The sequence below is a fragment of the Amycolatopsis endophytica genome (assembly GCF_013410405.1).
GTDB classification, from domain to species: Bacteria; Actinomycetota; Actinomycetes; order Mycobacteriales; family Pseudonocardiaceae; genus Amycolatopsis_E; species Amycolatopsis_E endophytica.
Genome location: NZ_JACCFK010000001.1, coordinates 2,095,417 through 2,112,644, shown reverse-complemented (window position 1 = coordinate 2,112,644; position 17,228 = coordinate 2,095,417). Strand labels below are relative to the sequence as shown.

Here is a 17,228-nt window from a genome sequence, read left to right as displayed (position 1 = left end):
TGCGAAGAGCGGATGACGGGAATCGAACCCGCGTTCTCAGCTTGGGAAGCTGATGTTCTACCATTGAACTACATCCGCAGCGACGCACAGCATACAAGCTCGCTTCCCTCCGCCCGCCAACACCCCCTTGACTGACGGGTCCGAAAGTGACAACACTCGTTGTCCAACGGAGGTGGGTGTGCATGGATGAGCGGCTGCCGGATCCCGAGTTGTTCCGCCGTGGTGGCTTTCGCCTGGTGCAGAGGCTCTTCGCGAAGGGGGACATCCGCGGGACGGAGCGTCAGGTGCGTCGGTTCCGGGCGTTTGCTCAGGCGGAGGATCCACGAGCCGACGCCGTCGTCGCGATGTTCCATCGACTGCCCGCGGGCGAGGGGCGGCGGCTGTTCGAAACCGCGCTCCACCAAGGTCTCGAGAGTCTCGACAAGGCGCCGAAGGAACTTGTCGACTTCTTCGGCATCGTCGAAGCCACCCCGTACTGGGTCGATCCGGCGCGGCTCGACCGGGGCGCGCGAGCCATCGTCCGCACCGGTGTGCTCGGGCTGTTCCCGCTCGGCGACATGTCCCTGATGGGTGGCTACCTCGCCTCGCGCGCGACGAAATCGCTCGTCGCGACCGGGGAGATCGAACGCATGGCCAGCCGGCGCCTCGTCGAGACCGCCGCGTGGTGGATGGACGTCACCGACCCCGGCGCACTCGCCGTCCACGGCCCCGGCTACGCCTCCGCCCTGCGCGTCCGCCTCGTGCACGCCCACGTCCGCGCCGCCATGAACCGGCGCCCCGACTGGGACTACGACGAATGGGACAAGCCCGTCAACCAGGTCCAGACCGCGGGCACACTCCTGTTGTTCTCCCTCGTCTTCGTGCACGGCACCCAGCTGCTCGGCATCCGGTTCAGCGAGCGCGAACGCGCCGACATCCTGCACCTCTGGCGCTACGTCGGCTGGCTGCTCGGCATCGACGAGGAACTGCTGCCCGCGACCGAAGAGGACGCCTGGCGCCTGTTCTGGCTGCTCGCCGCCACCGAGTTCATCCCCGACGACGACTCGAAACGCCTCGCCAAGGCGCTGATCGACTCACACGCCGCCATCGGCCAGGATCGCGGCGCGGTCGGCAAGGTCCTCTCCCACGTCAGCGTCGCCGTCCACTCGTCCATCAGCCGCATCGTGCTCGGCAAGGCCAACGCCGACTTCCTCGAAATCCCCGACGACCCGGTCGCGCAGGGCGCCATCCTCGCGGTCGCCGCGGGCAACTTCGCCGTCGAAACCGCCCGCCGTCTCATCCCGGGCGCCACCGCCCTGCAGGAGTACCTCGGCACGCTCGAACGCCGCCGCTACGTCGACCGGCTCGGCAAGATCTTCCAGCTCGATCCCACCTACGCCCGGCACATGCGCGCCGCCTGACTAGGGTTAGGCCGTGCTGCTCAGTGACCGCGACCTTCGCAAAGAGCTCGAAGCCGGACGGCTCGGCATCGACCCGTTCGCCCCGGCGATGCTCCAGCCCTCCAGCATCGACGTGCGGCTGGACCGGTTCTTCCGGGTGTTCAACAACAGCCAGTACACCCACATCGACCCCAAGCTCCAGCAGGACGAGCTGACCTCGCTGGTCGAGAAGGACGCCGACGACGCGTTCGTCCTGCACCCCGGCGAGTTCGTGCTCGCCTCGACCTTCGAGCTGGTCACGCTGCCCGACGACCTCGCCGGGCGGCTCGAGGGCAAATCGTCACTGGGGCGGCTCGGGCTGCTCACCCACTCCACCGCGGGGTTCATCGACCCCGGGTTCACCGGGCACATCACACTCGAACTGTCGAACGTCGCGAACCTGCCCATCACGCTCTGGCCGGGCATGAAGATCGGCCAGCTGTGCCTGTTCCGGCTCACCAGCCCGGCCGAAAACCCGTACGGCTCGGCCAGCGCCGGGTCCCGCTACCAGGGCCAACGCGGGCCGACGCCGTCGCGGGCGTACCAGAACTTCCACATCGTCGACACCAGGCGCTAGAAGTTCGGCGACTCCCGCGCCGCCGCAGTTCGCCGTGATGGGGTACGGATGGTTTGCCTTACCCCTGGGGGAACCTGCCATGGTTCCCGCATGCCCTCCGTCCTCCCCTCGTCAGCCGTACTGCTCGCGGCAGGGGCGGTCGCCGGTGCGGTCGGAGCCGCCGGCGGTATCACGTCACTCGTCTCCTACTCCGCACTGCTGGCAGTCGGAGTACCACCGCTTGGTGCCAACGTTGCGAATCTCGTCGCTGCTGTTGCCTGCTGGCCGGGATCGGCGTTGACCTCCCGTCGCGAGTTGGCCGACGTGAAGTGTGTGCTCACGCCCGCACTGACAGTCGCATCGTGCGGAGCCGCGGCAGGAGCGGCGCTGCTGCTGAATACCCCGCCCGGGACCTTTTCGCGCGTGGTGCCGTTCTTGGTGGCAGCGGCATCGCTGGTGTTGCTGGCCCAACCCTGGTTGACAGCGCGCTTGCGGTCACAGCGGCACCGTGCGAGGGCTTTGACGTTACCGCTCCTCGGGCTGGTCGCGATCTACGCGGGCTACTTCGGTGCTGGCTCCGGAATCCTGCTGCTGGCGGTGCTGCTCGTCCTGATCGATGATCGATTGCCGGCGGCGAACGCGATCAAGAACATGATGCTGGGTGTGGGCGCGACCGTCTCGGCAGTGATCTTCGTGGTGGGCGGCCCGGTCGACTGGGCTGTGGTATTGCCACTCGCCGCAGGCCTGTTCGTCGGCAGCGCCTTTGGTCCCGTCATCGCCCGCCGAGTGCCGTCAACGGTTGTCCGGTGGGTGGTCGCCGCGCTCGGCATCGTCCTCGCCGCCGGACTCTGGCGTACCTGAGGCGACGTGCCGGGCGCTCTCGTCTGCCCATCGCGCGTCAGAGGTCCAGCAGCTCCCGCGCCCGCCGGGCCGTCACCAGCAGGTCGCCGGGCTCGGTGATCAGCGCATCGACCCCGCGCAGCCCCGCCCGTTCCAGCAGGCGCTTTTCGTTCACCACCCACTCGCCGCGGGAGGCCAGCACGGCGTGGGCCTTCTGCATCGCCGCGACGGACAGCGTTCCCGCGAACTCCGTCGCCTGGCCGCGCGCCGCGTAGACGGTCTCCGCGTAGTGCAACGTCAGCAAGGCGCGCTCGCGCCACCACGAAGGCGCCGTGGAGCGCAGTGCGGAGGGGAACGACGGGCGCGGAAGCGTGCCGCGCAGCACCCGGTTCAAGGCCAGCTCCGCGACGACCAGGTAGCTGGGGATGCCGGCGAGGTGGAACATCAACGGCTCCCACCGGAACCGGCCCTCCCCCGCCTCCGCCAGCTCGTGCTCGACGGCATCCAGGTCCCGGTAGTGCACATCCGCCCGGCGACCCTCGATCGTCAGCCACGCGCCGCCGTTGAACACCCCGCCGCCCCAGCCGCCGATCTCCGACACCTCGCCCGGCCAGCCCACCGCGCGCAGGTCCGCCGGCGCAAAACCGCCGCGGTAGTACAGGGCGAAATCCCAGTCGCTGTCCGGCCGCTCGGTGCCCGTCGCACGGGAACCGCCCAGCGTCACGGCCACCACGCCGGGCAGGTCGGACAGGCGCCCGGCCACGAGGTCCTCGAAGCTCACGGCCCAAACGTCCCACATCGGGTGGTCCATGTCACTCGGTGGTACGCCATGGACTGGACCATTTTGTAGGTTGCTCCGAATGGAGGCATCACCTCAGGCAAAGGAGCACGGGTCGTGAGTTCCGCGACGACCGGGGAGCGAGCCGGTCAACAACATCTCGCCCATGTCGTGTTCATCGCCGGCGCGGCCGCGGTCGGCGGGTTCCTGTTCGGGTACGACAGCTCGAACATCAACGGTGCCGTTCTCGGCATCCAGCGGCACTTCGAGGTCGGTGACGGGGTGACCGGGCTGACCGTGTCGAGCGCGCTGATCGGTTCGGCCGTCGGTGCCTGGTTCGGCGGACTGCTGTCCGACCGGATCGGCCGCATCCGGACCATGCAGCTCGCGGCGGTCCTGTTCCTGGTCAGCGCCCTCGGAGCGATGTTCCCGTTCAGCGTGTGGGACCTGGCGATCTGGCGCGTCGTCGGCGGTATCGCCATCGGTGTCGCGTCGGTGATCGGGCCTGCCTACATCGCCGAGGTCGCGCCGCCCGCCTACCGCGGCAGGCTCGCGTCGCTCCAGCAACTGGCGATCGTCCTCGGGATCGGGGTGTCGGCGCTGGTCAACTGGGTCATCAAGGCGCTGGCCCCGGTGGGCGCGGACGGCACGCACGACCTCAACGGCAACCTCGGCGGCATCGAGCCGTGGCAGTGGATGCTCGGCGCCGCGGCGGTGCCCGCGGTGATCTACTTCGTGCTGGCCTCGATCATCCCCGAATCGCCGCACTTCCTGCTGGCCAACGGCAAGATCGACAAGGCCCGCAAGGTGCTGCGTGAGGTCGAGGGCGGGGACGCCGACGCCAAGCTCGAAGACATCCGCCGCAGCCTGAAGACCGAGAAGCGCTCGAAGGTCCGCGACCTGGTCGGCGGGAAGTTCGGGCTGCTGCCGATCGTGTGGGTGGGCATCGCGCTGGCGGTGTTCCAGCAGTTCGTCGGCATCAACGTGATCTTCTACTACAGCGACACGCTGTGGCACTCGGTCGGCCAGAACACCGACTCGCTGCTGATCTCGATGGTCAGCCCGGTCATCAACATCATCGGCACGTTCATCGCGATCGCCTTCATCGACAAGGTCGGCCGCAAGCCGCTGCTGCTGATCGGCTCGGTCGGCATGCTGATCGGCCTGGGCGTCGCCGCGATCGCGTTCGGCAACGCGCAGACCGTCAACGGCGACCTGACCCTGCCCGGCGCATGGGGCCCGGTCGCGCTGGTGTTCGCGAACCTGTTCGTGATCTCGTTCGCGATGTCGTGGGGCGTGATCCTGTGGGTCATGCTCGGTGAGATGTTCCCGCTGCGCATCCGCGGCGCGGCACTGGCCATCGGCACCGCCGCGAACTGGGTGGCCAACTGGGCCGTCACGGTCAGCTTCCCGAGCATGGCCGGCTGGAACCTGTCGATCACCTACTGGATCTACGCGGCGTTCGCGCTGCTGAGCATCCCGTTCGCGCTCAAGTTCGTCCGCGAGACGAAGGGCACCGCGATCGAGGACGTCAGCTGACGCACCCCCGCTCGATGATGGCCTTGGTGTCCACCGCGGTCGGTAGCGTCCCGAACGCGATGCCCCAGTCCCCGCCGAGGCGGGAGGCGCAGAAGGCGTCCGCGACAGCCTTCGGGGCGAACCGCACCAGCAGGGAACCCTGCAGCACCAAGGCCATCATCTCGGTGATCCGCCGCGCCCGGTACGGCAGCTCGTCGGGGTCGGAGAGCTCCTTGCGCAGCCGGGCGATCGCGTCGTCCAGCCGGGCGTCCGCACCGGCGGCCAGGTCCAGCTCGGCGAAGAACGCCTCCACCGACTCCGGCTGCTTGCCCATGGCACGCAACGAGTCCAGCGCCGCGACGTTCCCGGAACCCTCCCAGATGGACAGCAGCGGCGCCTCCCGGTACAGCCGCGGCATACCGGACTCCTCGACGTAACCGTTGCCGCCCAGGCATTCCAGCGCTTCGGCCGTGTGCGCGGCGCCGCGCTTGCACACCCAGTACTTCGTGACCGCCAGCGCCAGCCGGCGGAACGCCTGCTGACCCGGATCGGCCGTCGCACCGGCCAGGCGCAGCGCGACCGTCGTCGCCGCCTCCGACTCCAGCACCAGGTCCGCCAGCACGTTCGCCATCGCGGGCTGGTCCACGAGCTTCGCACCGAACGCCGACCGGTGTCGCGCGTGGTGCACCGCCTGCACGACCCCTTGCCGCATCAGGGAAGCGCTGCCCAGCACGCAGTCCAGCCGGGTGTTGTTGACCATCTCGATGATCGTCGGCACGCCCCGGCCCTCCTCGCCGACGAGCCAGCCGGTCGCGCCGTCGTACTCGATTTCCGACGACGCGTTCGACTTGTTGCCGAGCTTGTCCTTGAGCCGCTGGAAGAAGATCCGGTTGCGCGACCCGTCGGGCAGCACGCGCGGCAGCAGGAAGCACGACAACCCGCCGGGCGCCTGCGCGAGCGTGAGGAACACATCCGACATCGGCGCCGAGGTGAACCACTTGTGCCCGGTCAGCACGAACGTCCCGTCCCCGGCGGGCCGCGCGGTCGTGGTGTTGGCACGGACGTCCGAACCGCCCTGCTTCTCGGTCATCGACATGCCCGCGATCAGGCCACGCTTGCTCGTCGGCACTCGCAGGCCGTAGTCGTACTCGGTCGCCGCGAGCAGTGGCTCGTACACCGCCGCCAGCTCCGGGTTGTGCCGCAGCGTCGGGACGGCGGCGTAGGTCATCGAGATCGGGCAGACGTGCCCGCCCTCGGCCTGGTTCCACACCAGCACCTTCGCCGCGCGCGCGACGTGCGCGCCCGCCCGGTCCGACACCCACGGCGCCGCGTGCAGGCCGTGCTCGACCGCGACCGTCATCAGCTCGTGGTAGTACGGGTGGTAGGAGACCTCGTCGACGCGGTGGCCGTAGCGGTCGTGCGTGTGCAGGACGGGCGGGTTCTCGTTGGCGACCCGGCCCCACTCCTGCCCCTTCTCGCTGCCCGCGAGGCGGCCCAGCTCGTGGACCTCGTCCTCGGCCCAGCCGCCGCCCTCCCGGCGCAGGCCCTCCAGCAGCGCCGCGTCCGCGGCCACGTCGTAATCGACCAGCGGCGGGACCTGGTTGACGACCTCGTGTGTGTCAGGCATGGCGGCCTCCCAGCGCGCGGATGATGAATGTGCGGAGCGCGCCGACCGCGTCGGCGCTGTCGGTGGTCAGTGGTCCGATCAGCACCTCGGCGGCGCCGCCGACGAGCGCGGCGGCGGTGAGGCCCGCGTCCTGCGGCGGCAACTGGCCGGCGCGGACACCGTCGGAGACGTGGCGGGCGATCTCGTCCCGGAACACCCGCCGGAACACGATCCGCTCGGCCTCGACGGGCGCGTCGACGGGCTCGGCCAGCAGCGCGTACGCCTGGCGCGGCACCTTCAACGCCCGTTCGGCGAAGGTCTCGAAGATCGCCACGACCCGCCCGGCCGGTTCGCCGGGCAGCGCCGCGGCCTCCTTGACCGCGGCGACCTCCCGGTTCACCACGCCGCGGAACAGCTCGACGACCAGCTCGGCCTTGCCGGGGAAGTGCTTGTAGACCGTGCCCGTGGCGATGCCCGCCTTCTCGGCGACCGCGCTCACCGAGCACCCCGCGTAGCCGCGCTCGGCGAGGAGCGCGGCGGCGGCGGTCAGGATCCCGTCACGCTGCGCGTCGAGGCGAGCCTGCACCTGCGGGGTGCGTCGGTAGGGCACAGCAAGAAGTGAACCACCGGTTCACCGCTTCACGCAAGGGAGCCCACGTGGGCCTGACGGGTCAGGACGACGACGATCCGGCGGTACCGGGGTCACAACTTGACGATCGATGACCGAACCGGTGATCCGAACCCTATCGCCCGTATCGCTTCGCGATGTCGCCGTACCGGGCCAAAACCGCGGCGCGCAAACCGGGATCGTTGCGGGGCACCGGTTCGATGAACACTTCGGTCACGTCGGAAAATCTTTCGTGCAGTTCGCTTGCCAGGCGGACACACGCGCGTTCCACCTCGGCGGCGCCGAGCGCGTCGTCGAAATCGACGCGGGCGCACACCAGGATCTGGTCGGTGCCCAGCAGCATCGTCTGCAGGTCGACGACCGTCTCGATCTCCGCGGCGTCCGCCAGGTGCTCGCGGACGCCACGCACGATCGTCAGGTCCGCCTGGCGCCCGATCAGCAGCCGCAGGTTGGTGCGGCCCAGGATGTAGGCCACGGTCGCGAGCAGCAGGCCGATCAGGATCGACGCGAGCCCGTCGTACAGGGACGAGCCGGTCACCTGGTGCAGGAACAGCCCGAGGAAGGCCAGCACCAGCCCGATCAGGGCCGCGGAGTCCTCCAGGAACACCGTCTTCGGCGCCGGATCGTCGATGTAGCGCAGGAACCGCCAGATCGTGCGGTTCTGCTCCGCCGCGCCCCGCCGCACCTGGCGGAACGCCTGGGTCCACGACACCGACTCCATCGCGAACGCCAGCGCCAGCACGATGTAGCCGACGAGCGGGCTGGTCTGCTCGGCGGGCTCGCCGAAGACCGTCGAGAAGCCCTCGTACAACGCGAAGGTCGCGCCGGAGGCGAAGATCGAGACCGCGGCCAGGAGCGACCAGAAGTAGCGCTCCTTGCCGTAACCGAAGGGGTGCATCACGTCGGCCGGGCGACCGGAGCGGCGCAGCGCGGTGAGCAGCAGGATCTCGGTGAACGTGTCGGCCACCGAATGCGCCGCCTCGGACAGCATCGCGCCCGAGCCGGTGATGATCCCCGCGACCGCCTTCATGATCGCGATGGCCAGGTTCACGCCACCGGCCAGCAGCACGGTCAGAGTGCTTTCGCCCCCGGCGTCCGGGCGTTCCGATTCCTCGCTCACCGGGCGATCCTACGAGTGGATCAGAGCCGCTGCAGACCGTCCAGGACGCGCTTCATCAGCTCCAGCGGCGGACGGCCCTCCGAGGTGCGCGCGATGCCGTGGATGTGCAGCAGTCCCAGTTCGGCCATATCGGACAACAGGACCCTGGCCACGCCGAGCGGGATCGACATCCGCGCGGCGACCTCGGCCAGCGAACGGGGCGTGTCGACGATGGCGCGGACGGGCTGGTACTCGGCGCTCAGCGCGGGCCCGGTCCACTTGGCGTCCGCCCGCACGGACACGAGCGTTTCGATGGCCAGTTCGTAAGCCGAATGGGTGCGCCCCTTGGTGAGCACGTACGGCCGCACGCGCAACCGGTTCTCGTCTTCGGGGTCGAGCAGCTCGGCACCTTCTTGATCCGGCGCGGCGGGTTCCGGCGCGGCGGATTCGGGGCGTGGCCGCGGCGAGGGTGTGAACTCCTCGCGCGGTTCGGGGTCCGGCAACGGTTCGGGCTCCGGTTCAGGCACAGGCTGCGGTGCGGCGTCTCCGGTGTACCGAGCGAGCTGCTTCTCGGTGGGGAACCGGGCGCCTGCGGCCCGTTGGGTTTTCGTGGACTCGGCGGGGGTGGACGGTGGGTCCGGTGCTCGTGACCCCGGACCCGGGGTTCCGGCTTGTTCGCCGGCCAGCTGCCGCAACCGCTTCGCGGACGGGAAACGGGCACCGGCGCGTGCGAATTCCGGCTGTCCAGCCGGTCCGGTCTCGCCGGGCACTCCCATCTCGACCCCGTTCGCGCGCGTCAGCAATCCTCCGCGGGCAGCGTCGGCAGCGTGGACGGACAGAATAACCCGGTTGTCGAGTCCCCCACGGACGGAGAAGGACGAAGGCCACCCCGCCGAACGGGCGAGGTGGCCTTCGTTCACGTCCCTGTTACTTGTCCTCGGTCGGCAGCGACGTCCCGGTGGGCACCTTGTCGGTCGCGGCGTCGGCCTCCAGCGGGTCCGATTCGGTCGCGGGCAGCGACTCGGTGCCCGGCGCCGGCTCCGGCTGCGGACGGCGCTTCACGGCCGAGAGCAGCAGCTGCGAGACGTCCACGACCTCGACCTTCTCGCTCGCCTTGCCGTCGTTCTGGCGCGCGGTGACGCCGTCGGTGAGCATGACGCGGCAGAACGGGCACCCCGTCGCGATCTTCGACGGCGCCGTGCCCAGCGCCTCGTCGACCCGCTCGACGTTGATCCGCTTGCCGATCTTCTCCTCCATCCACATGCGGGCACCACCGGCGCCGCAGCACATGGACCGGTCGCCGTGCCGCGGCATCTCGCGGAACTGCGCGCCCGACGCGCCGACCAGCTCACGCGGCGCCTCGTAGACCTTGTTGTGACGGCCCAGGTAGCACGGGTCGTGGTAGGTCACGTCGTCCGCGATCGGCGCGACCGGCACCAGCCGCTTCTCCCGCACCAGACGGTTGAGCAGCTGGGTGTGGTGCACGACCTCGAACTGCCCGCCAAGGTCCGGGTACTCGTTGGCGAGCGTGTTGAAGCAGTGCGCGCAGGTGGCGACGATCTTGCGGTTGCCCGGCTCGCGATCCTCGAACACCGAGTTCAGCACCTCGACGTTCTGCTGCGCGAGCATCTGGAACAGGAACTCGTTGCCCGCGCGGCGAGCCGGGTCACCCGTGCAGGACTCCTCCGGGCCGAGCACCGTGTACTTGACGCCCGCGATGTGCAGCAGCTCGGCGACCGCGCGGGTGGTCTTCTTCGCGCGGTCCTCGAACGCGCCGGCGCAGCCGACCCAGAACAGGTACTCGGTGTCGCCCAGCTCGCCGTCGAACACCGGCACCTCGAAATCGAGGTCGTCCGCCCAGGCCATCCGGTCCTTGGCGTTCTGGCCCCACGGGTTGCCCTTGTTCTCCAGGTTCTTGAACATCCCGTTCAGCTCGGTCGGGAAGTTCGACTCGATCATCACCTGGTAGCGGCGCATGTCGACGATGTGGTCGACGTGCTCGATGTCCACCGGGCACTGCTCGACGCAGGCACCGCAGGTGGTGCACGACCACAGCACGTCGGGGTCGATGACGCCGCCGTCGTCGCCCACCAGCGCGCGGTCGGCCTCGGCCAGCGCGAGGACGTCGATACCGGCGTAGGGGTTGTCCCCGGTCAGGCCGACCTCTTCACCGGTGACGTCCTTCTTGCCACCCGCGAGCAGGTACGGCGCCTTCGCGTAGGCGTGGTCGCGCAGCTGCGTGATGACCAGCTTCGGCGACAACGGCTTGCCGGTGTTCCACGCCGGGCACTGCGACTGGCAGCGGCCGCACTCGGTGCAGGTGCTGAAGTCCAGCCAGCCCTTCCAGCTGAAGTCCTCGACCTGGCCGGCGCCGAAGACGTCCTTCTCCGGGTCGGCCTCCTCGAAGTCGAGCGGCTTGCCCCCGCTCATCATCGGCTTGAGCGCACCCAGCGCGGTGCCGCCGTCGTCCTCACGCTTGAAGTAGATGTTGAAGAAGGCGCTGAACCGGTGCCAGGCCACACCCATGGTGAGCGTCCGGCCGACGACGTAGAGCCAGATCATGCCCGAGAGGAGCTTGACCAGCGCCGTGATCGTGACCGCGACCGTGCTGGCGGGCAGGATCTCGCCGAGCGGCTTGGTGACGAAGCTCGTCCACAGCGCCGGGTCCTCGATGCCGCTGGAGATCTTGAACGCCTTCACGCCGAGGATGCCCAGACCCTCGACGATCACCACGGCCTCGACGAAGTACGCCTGTTTGAAGTTCGACCCGGCGAAGCGGGACTGCCGGTCGGCGCGGCGCGGGTGGTTGCGCTGGCGGATGAGGGCGAGCGCGAGGCCACCGAGGACGGTGCCGAGGCCGAGCAGCTCGGTCAGCAGCAGCCAGATGCTCCAGTTGCCGATGATCGGCCAGTGGAAGTGCGGGTCGAACGTTTCGCCGTAGGCCTCGAACCAGGACAGCGAGCCGATCAGGAAGCCCCACATGACCAGCCAGTGCCATGGGCCGACGTGGCGGAACTTGTTCATCCGCGTGTGGGCGGCGAACTCCTTGATCAGCGTCGTGATGCGCGGCCCGAACGGGCCGTTGCGTGTCGCGTCCGGTTGTCCGAGCCGGATGATCCGGACCATCCGGTACACGCCGGTGCCGAACATGATCCAAGCGACGATGCTCACGGCGACGCCGACCACGCCGAGCGTGATCTGCAGTGCACCCATGATCGGGGCCTTTCGTCCGTTGTGTGGTGGGAGTGGCGGGGAGCCTTCTGTGATTTACCCATGAGTAACTGATCGGCGCGAGTCGAGTCCCATGAGTGTGGCGTAGGACTCCCTGGCTACCGGGACGATCGTACAGGTAGTTTGGCATGGTGATCGCCTATCTGCTCCTCGCGCTCGCCATCGCGGCCGAGGTCACCGCCACTGTTTCGATGAAGTTGTCGGAGGGCTTCACCAAACTGTGGCCCTCGCTGGTCGTCGTGGCCGGGTACCTCGTCGCGTTCGCCGCGCTGGCGAGCGTGCTGAAGCGTGGCATGCCGGTCGGCGTGGCCTACGCGATCTGGGCCGCGGTCGGGGTCGCGGCCGTCGCGATCATCGGAGTGCTGTTCCTCGGGGAGCCGGTCAACCTGACGATCGTCGCCGGGCTGGTGCTGGTCATCGGCGGTGTGGTGCTGATCGAGGTGGGCGCGGCGTGAAGCCGCAGCGCGACGGCCGCCGGGCACGAGGCGAGAAGCGACGGCAGGAGATCATCGACGCGACGCTGCGGGTGATCGAACGGGACGGCGTCACGGGCGTGACCCACCGGACGGTGGCCGCCGAGGCCGGAGTGCCGACGACGTCGACGACGTACCACTTCGAGACGCTGGACGACCTGCTGATCGCGACGCTGATCTCGTGCGCGCGCGACATGGCGACCGAGGTGTACTGGACGATCGACCGGGCCCGCTCGCGAGGCAGCCGGGGCGCTTCGGAGGTCGCCACCCTGCTCGCCGAGGCGCTGGGCCCGCGGCGGGGCCGCACGATGGCGGAGTACGAGCTGTACCTGCTGGCCGCCCGCCGTCCGGAACTGCGACCGGCCGCTCGGCGCTGGCTGGACGTGCTGACCTCGATGGTGCGACCGGACGACCTGGTGGCGTTGCGGGTGTTCCTGGCAGGCATCGACGGACTGCTGATCCAGGGGTTGATCGACGACGAGCCCCCGAGCGCGGAAGAGCTGCGGCCGACGGTGGAGTACCTGCTCAAGCCGCGTTGACGGTCAGCGGTTCATCGCTTCGACGAGCCGCCAGACTTCGGTCGACGGGTTGCGTTCGTGAGCCGGCTTCCCGGACGGACACCCGGCCCTACCGCGCTCCACGGCTACTTCAATCCGATCCGCGAAGTCGGCGAACCTCAGCTTCGCCTTGTCGTAGTCAGGCAAATGTCAGGTCGAAGCTGTCGACGTCGACCACGCACCAGACTTCGTCATAACCGTTCTCATCGCTGATCTTCGCCGCGTAATGGACCAGCTTGACCGGATCTACACCCTTTTCCCTGATCTTGATCCTGATCGCCGCGTTCCGCTGTTGCTTCTTCAAGGCGGCAAAGTAGACGGACTCGGCCTTCTCCCCACCGCAGACTATCAAGACCAGCGGATTCGGCTCGCGAAACGGAGACCTTCTGTTGCGGGAGTTCTCCCGGCGGGTCACCGGGGCCGCACCGCCTCGGCAAAATCGTCAGGATCGAGGACGGGGACAGCACCGTAACTCCCACCCAGGTAGCGACGCTCGTTGTTGTGCTCTTCCCGGGGTTTGAAGTCCGAGAGCGGATACAGCGAGCTGGCACCGTCGCCTTGTTTCTCGACGAACCAGATTTCATCCCTCTCCAACGCCCGTTGCCCCAGCAGCGGACCCAGCAGGCTGGAGTCGTGGGAAGTGAAGATGAGTTGCGCGCCGTTCTGGTTGACATCGGGATTCCGGAACAGGTTGACCAACTGGACGGTGAGAAGCGGATGAAGGCTCGTGTCGATCTCGTCGACCGCTACGACGTGCCCGTCGTCGAGCGCCTCTAGGACAATGGGGAGCAGGGCCAGCCATGAGCGCGTGCCTGCGGACTCTTCCTCAAGGGTGAATCGCTCATCCTCCTGACCATGCAGGAAATGCAGTTCGCGTCGCTTCTCGGCAACCTGCCGCGCAGGATCTTCGGTTTCCTCGACCGCAAATCCGGTTATGCCCACATCTGCCACCCGGAGGAGCTCGACAAGCCTCTCGAGTAGTTGCGGCTTCCTCGCGCGCAGGTTGACAACGTAGTCGACAGCTCGCCGCGTGGAATAGGTGGCCGACATGCGCATCTTCAGCTGGAATCGGAACCAGCGATAAACCGGCATCAGTTCGGCCATCTGAACTTGCGCGCAAGTGCTCAAGAAGAGCGAGTTGGGGCGGGTCAGTTCCCCCAGGAGCGTCAGCCTCGACTTCAACTCTCCGCTGACGGTACTGCCGAAACGTAGCCGGTCTTCCGTGCGTTCGAACAGCAGCCTTGGACGCTTCTCGGGGTATGAGTAGAGCCACTCCTCCAGAATCCGCTCATCGTCGAGCCGGAACCCGTAGTCGTACGGCACCCCGTCGACAACGATCTCGACGGCGAAGACGGAGGGTTGCTCCCGCGAGCCCGGCGCCAAGCGGAAGGGGAAGCGGGGCACGCTGCCCTCGGCGTCCCACTGCTGGAAGGACTCGACGACAGCCCGGCGCATGAAACGCAACCCGTCGAGCAGGCTCGACTTGCCTGATGCGTTGGCTCCGTAGACAGCGGTGACGGGCACCACGGCAGCCCGCTCGCTCGTCTTGGCGGGCATGAGGAGGAGCTCGTGCTCGTCACGGAACGATCGATGGTTGCCCAAGCGGAAGCTGCGTAGCACCCCAACCGCCTCCCAGCAGTAGTTCGGACGGCATATGGGTCATTAAACAGCACAGATCAGGGTGAAGCACTTCCGAGAGCAGGTTTGAGGACTTCGGCAGAGTGGGGCCCTCCGGTGGGCCCCACTCGCCAGAACCTCAGCCCTTGTTCTCGTACACCGGGGTGATCGTCGCCCGGCCCGCGGTCGCTCCGAACATGTTGAAGCCGAGGAAGGCGGGCGTCGCTGCCTCGGGCAGGTCCAGGGATTCCACGGTGAGGGCGTGCACCGCGAAGATGTAGCGGTGCGGCCCGTGCCCGGGAGGCGGCGCGGCGCCCAGGTACTGCTTCACGCCGCCGTCGTTGGACAGCGTCACCGCTCCCGGCGGCAGGCCCGAGCCGTCGCCCGCGCCCGAGGCCAGTGAGGTCACCGTGGCGGGGATGTTGTAGACCGCCCAGTGCCAGAAGCCGCTCGCGGTCGGGGCGTCCGGGTCGTAGCAAGTGACGGCGAAGCTCTTCGTCTCGGCGGGGAAGCCCTCCCACGCCAGGTGCGGCGACCGGTCCTCCCCGCCTGGCACGCCGAAGATGCCGCTCAGGAACGGGGCCGCGAGTGTCTCCCCGTCGGCGACGTCGTCGCTGCGCACGGTGAAGGCCGGCACCGAGGGCAGGAAGTCGTAGGGGTTCGGTGGCTGTGGCATCGATTCCTCCTCGTCACGAAGTGGCCGGTGATCACCCTAGTGCCGGTCGGGGTGACCCCAGGGTCGAACCGGGGGCTTCCCCGATACCGCAGGTGCACACCCGCGCCATAGCGTGACCCGCACAGGAAACCTGACTGGGGAGGACGCAATGGGCAGGCCGGCACTCGCGATCGGCGGGGTGGCACTGATCGTCGCCGGGGCCGGGGTCGCGCTCGGCTGGAACTGGTGGCCGAACACGGCGCGCGCGGAAGCCGACGAGAGCGTGACCCAGCTCGTCTCGTCGGTACGGGTCGACAACAACTCGGGCGACGTCCGCATCCGGATCGAGGACACCACGACCACCTCGGTGCACCAGGTCTTCCGCTACGACGGCGACCGGCCCGGCCGCGCCTTCACCCTCGACGGCGGCCAGCTGGTGCTCGACGGGTGCGGCGACGACTGCACCGTCGACTACGAGGTCGTCGTGCCGCGCGGGACCACGGTGAACGGCGAGGTCCGCTCCGGCGACCTCACCGTCGACGGGGCCGCCTCGGTGGACCTGCGCGCCAGCTCCGGCGACATCGAGGTCCGCGACATCACCGGTCCGGTCACCACGAACACCAAGTCCGGCGACATCGAGATCCACCTGGCCACTCCGCAGGACGTGCGGGCCGAGGCTGCCAGCGGCAACGTCACCATCCAGGTGCCTCCGGCCTCGTACCGGATCGCGGGCGAAACCAACAGCGGTGACCGCACCATCGACATCGCCCAGGACCCGGCGGGCCGGAACGTCCTGGACGTGACCACCAGGAGCGGCGACGTTTCGGTGGTCAACGCGTGATCCAGGCCGTCGCCCTCGCCTCCGCGCTCCTGCTCACCCCGGTCACCGCCCCGGCCGCACCCGCACTGACCTGGCAGGACTGCGCCAGCCCGCAGACCGCGCAACGCCTGGAGTGCGCCGATCTCCCGGTGCCGGGCGCGACGCTGCGGCTGGTGCGCCTGCCCGCGCTCGACCCGGCGCACCGCGTCGGCTCACTGCTGGTCAACCCGGGCGGACCGGGGGGTTCGGGCGCCGACGTGGTCGCCTACGGCGGGCTCGGCCTCGCGACCCCCGAGTTCGCCGAGGTCAACCAGCGGTTCGACGTCGTCGGCTTCGACCCGCGTGGAGTCGGCGGCAGCAGTCCCGCCATCGAGTGCGGGCCGGTGCACGACCCCGCGATCAGCCGCTTTCCCGCCGACGACGCGGGCTACCAGCGGCTCGTCGCGCACAACCGCGCGGTCGGTCTGAGCTGCACCGGGCCGCGACGGGCCGACACGGGCACCGTCGCCGAGGACGTCGAGCGGATCCGGCTCGCGCTGGGCGAGGACCGGATCTCGTGGTTCGGCGCGTCGTATGGCACCGAGATCGGCGCGCTCTACGCCGCCCGGTATCCCGAGCACGTGCGGGCGATGGTGCTGGACGGCGCGATCGACCACGCCCTGCCGATGCGGCGCGCGATCCTCGACGAGGCGGCGGCAACCGAGCGCGGTCTGCTCCGCTTCGCGCAGTGGTGCACCACCAACTGCGGCGAGGACGTGCTCGCCCGCTACGACGCCCTGATGACCACTGGCGCGCCGTCGAAGCAGCTCGGCCGCCAGGCCACCCCCGAGGAGCTGGCCGCGGGCGTCTACACCTACCTCTACTTCCCGCAGCTGTGGCCGCAACTGGCCGACGCCCTCCGCGACGCACCGCGGGACGCGAGCGCCCTGACCTCGGCCATGCCCTTCGTCACGGCCGAGTACCCCGCCTACCGGACCGTCGGCTGCCAGGACTTCCCCTCGCCCTTCACCGGCGCCGCGGACCTGCGGCGGATGGCGGAGAAGGTCCGTCAGGTCGCCCCGCACAGCTGGCGCTATTCGGAGTTCTGGGACTTCGCCGCGGGCTGCACCGGATGGCCCGCACCTGCCGCGAACCCGCCGCACCCGGAGCCGGTGCGCGGGGCACCGCCGATCCTCGTGGTCGGCGGCGCCCACGACCCGGCCACACCGCTGGCCTGGGCGCGGAGCCTGGCCTCCCGCATCGAGGACAGCACCCTGCTCACCTACGACGAGGACGGGCACACCGGCGTCTACAACTCGGCCTGTGTGCGGCGCCACGAAGCGGCCTACCTGATTTCGGGTACGCCGGGAACAACACCGCAGACCCGCTCGTTACCCTGTCAGGAAGGTTGAGCGAGCATCACTCAAGTCTCATTGACGCCCACCGCGCGCCC

At 69.0% G+C, this 17,228-nt stretch carries 17 protein-coding genes and 1 tRNA gene; 8 read left to right on the top strand and 10 right to left on the bottom strand.

Going from position 1 to position 17,228, the window contains the following annotated elements; genetic code table 11:
- Positions 1 to 7: 7 nt before the first annotated feature.
- Positions 8 to 78, bottom strand: a tRNA-Gly gene (locus HNR02_RS10500).
- Between the two features lie 104 nt (positions 79 to 182).
- Between HNR02_RS10500 and HNR02_RS10495 the strand changes: the two genes are divergently transcribed.
- From HNR02_RS10495 to HNR02_RS10485, 3 genes are all read left to right on the top strand, one after another.
- The gene (locus tag HNR02_RS10495) at positions 183 to 1,400 is read left to right on the top strand and encodes an oxygenase MpaB family protein (RefSeq protein ID WP_179772957.1); all 1,218 of its coding nucleotides are present in this window, start codon (positions 183 to 185) and stop codon (positions 1,398 to 1,400) included.
- Positions 1,401 to 1,413: 13 nt separating this feature from the next.
- Positions 1,414 to 1,995: a dCTP deaminase gene (dcd, locus tag HNR02_RS10490; protein WP_179772956.1), complete on the top strand. Its 582-nt coding sequence runs from the start codon at positions 1,414 to 1,416 to the stop codon at positions 1,993 to 1,995.
- A 90-nt stretch (positions 1,996 to 2,085) separates the two neighbouring features.
- Entirely contained in the window at positions 2,086 to 2,835 is a 750-nt protein-coding gene (locus tag HNR02_RS10485; RefSeq protein WP_179772955.1) for a sulfite exporter TauE/SafE family protein, read from the top strand.
- 37 nt (positions 2,836 to 2,872) lie between these two features.
- Here HNR02_RS10485 and HNR02_RS10480 read toward each other — a convergent pair whose 3' ends face one another.
- Complete coding sequence (locus tag HNR02_RS10480; protein WP_312860966.1) at positions 2,873 to 3,595, bottom strand: nucleotidyltransferase domain-containing protein; 723 nt, start codon at positions 3,593 to 3,595, stop codon at positions 2,873 to 2,875.
- Positions 3,596 to 3,709: 114 nt separating this feature from the next.
- Here HNR02_RS10480 and HNR02_RS10475 point away from each other — a divergent pair, with 114 nt between their 5' ends.
- Positions 3,710 to 5,131: a sugar porter family MFS transporter gene (locus HNR02_RS10475; protein WP_312860965.1), complete on the top strand. Its 1,422-nt coding sequence runs from the start codon at positions 3,710 to 3,712 to the stop codon at positions 5,129 to 5,131.
- Here HNR02_RS10475 and HNR02_RS10470 read toward each other — a convergent pair.
- From HNR02_RS10470 to HNR02_RS10450, 5 genes are all read right to left on the bottom strand, one after another.
- A complete protein-coding gene (locus tag HNR02_RS10470) occupies positions 5,124 to 6,737 on the bottom strand; it encodes an acyl-CoA dehydrogenase family protein (protein ID WP_179772953.1) in 1,614 nt (537 codons plus the stop codon). The genes HNR02_RS10475 and HNR02_RS10470 overlap by 8 nt on opposite strands.
- The gene (locus tag HNR02_RS10465; RefSeq protein ID WP_179772952.1) at positions 6,730 to 7,326 is read right to left on the bottom strand and encodes a TetR/AcrR family transcriptional regulator; all 597 of its coding nucleotides are present in this window, start codon (positions 7,324 to 7,326) and stop codon (positions 6,730 to 6,732) included. Before HNR02_RS10465 ends, HNR02_RS10470 begins: the two co-directional genes overlap by 8 nt.
- Before the next feature lie 133 nt (positions 7,327 to 7,459).
- Complete coding sequence (locus tag HNR02_RS10460) at positions 7,460 to 8,464, bottom strand: cation diffusion facilitator family transporter (RefSeq protein ID WP_179772951.1); 1,005 nt, start codon at positions 8,462 to 8,464, stop codon at positions 7,460 to 7,462.
- 20 nt (positions 8,465 to 8,484) lie between these two features.
- Positions 8,485 to 8,970, bottom strand: a complete 486-nt coding sequence (locus HNR02_RS35400) for a DUF742 domain-containing protein (RefSeq protein ID WP_312860964.1) — start codon at positions 8,968 to 8,970, stop codon at positions 8,485 to 8,487.
- A 400-nt stretch (positions 8,971 to 9,370) separates the two neighbouring features.
- Positions 9,371 to 11,656 carry a (Fe-S)-binding protein gene (locus HNR02_RS10450; protein ID WP_179772949.1) on the bottom strand — a complete coding sequence of 762 codons (2,286 nt, stop codon included), beginning with the start codon at positions 11,654 to 11,656 and terminating at the stop codon, positions 9,371 to 9,373.
- Positions 11,657 to 11,805: 149 nt separating this feature from the next.
- On the opposite strand from HNR02_RS10450, the gene HNR02_RS10445 reads away from it, so the two are divergent.
- The gene (locus HNR02_RS10445) at positions 11,806 to 12,129 is read left to right on the top strand and encodes a DMT family transporter (RefSeq protein ID WP_179775835.1); all 324 of its coding nucleotides are present in this window, start codon (positions 11,806 to 11,808) and stop codon (positions 12,127 to 12,129) included.
- Complete coding sequence (locus tag HNR02_RS10440; RefSeq protein ID WP_179772948.1) at positions 12,126 to 12,686, top strand: TetR/AcrR family transcriptional regulator; 561 nt, start codon at positions 12,126 to 12,128, stop codon at positions 12,684 to 12,686. The genes HNR02_RS10445 and HNR02_RS10440 overlap by 4 nt, the downstream gene beginning before the upstream one ends.
- A 157-nt stretch (positions 12,687 to 12,843) precedes the next feature.
- Here HNR02_RS10440 and HNR02_RS36450 read toward each other — a convergent pair whose 3' ends face one another.
- From HNR02_RS36450 to HNR02_RS10425, 3 genes are all read right to left on the bottom strand, one after another.
- Positions 12,844 to 13,119, bottom strand: a complete 276-nt coding sequence (locus HNR02_RS36450; protein WP_179772947.1) for an RloB family protein — start codon at positions 13,117 to 13,119, stop codon at positions 12,844 to 12,846.
- On the bottom strand, positions 13,116 to 14,261 hold the full coding sequence (locus HNR02_RS10430; protein WP_218902765.1) for an AAA family ATPase: 1,146 nt from the start codon (positions 14,259 to 14,261) through the stop codon (positions 13,116 to 13,118). Before HNR02_RS10430 ends, HNR02_RS36450 begins: the two co-directional genes overlap by 4 nt.
- Before the next feature lie 199 nt (positions 14,262 to 14,460).
- Positions 14,461 to 14,997, bottom strand: coding sequence for a YbhB/YbcL family Raf kinase inhibitor-like protein (locus HNR02_RS10425; protein WP_179772945.1), 537 nt, complete (start codon positions 14,995 to 14,997; stop codon positions 14,461 to 14,463).
- Positions 14,998 to 15,145: 148 nt separating this feature from the next.
- On the opposite strand from HNR02_RS10425, the gene HNR02_RS10420 reads away from it, so the two are divergent.
- A complete protein-coding gene (locus HNR02_RS10420; protein ID WP_179772944.1) occupies positions 15,146 to 15,817 on the top strand; it encodes a DUF4097 family beta strand repeat-containing protein in 672 nt (223 codons plus the stop codon).
- The gene (locus tag HNR02_RS10415; RefSeq protein ID WP_179772943.1) at positions 15,814 to 17,187 is read left to right on the top strand and encodes an alpha/beta hydrolase; all 1,374 of its coding nucleotides are present in this window, start codon (positions 15,814 to 15,816) and stop codon (positions 17,185 to 17,187) included. Before HNR02_RS10420 ends, HNR02_RS10415 begins: the two co-directional genes overlap by 4 nt.
- Positions 17,188 to 17,228 lie beyond the last annotated feature (41 nt).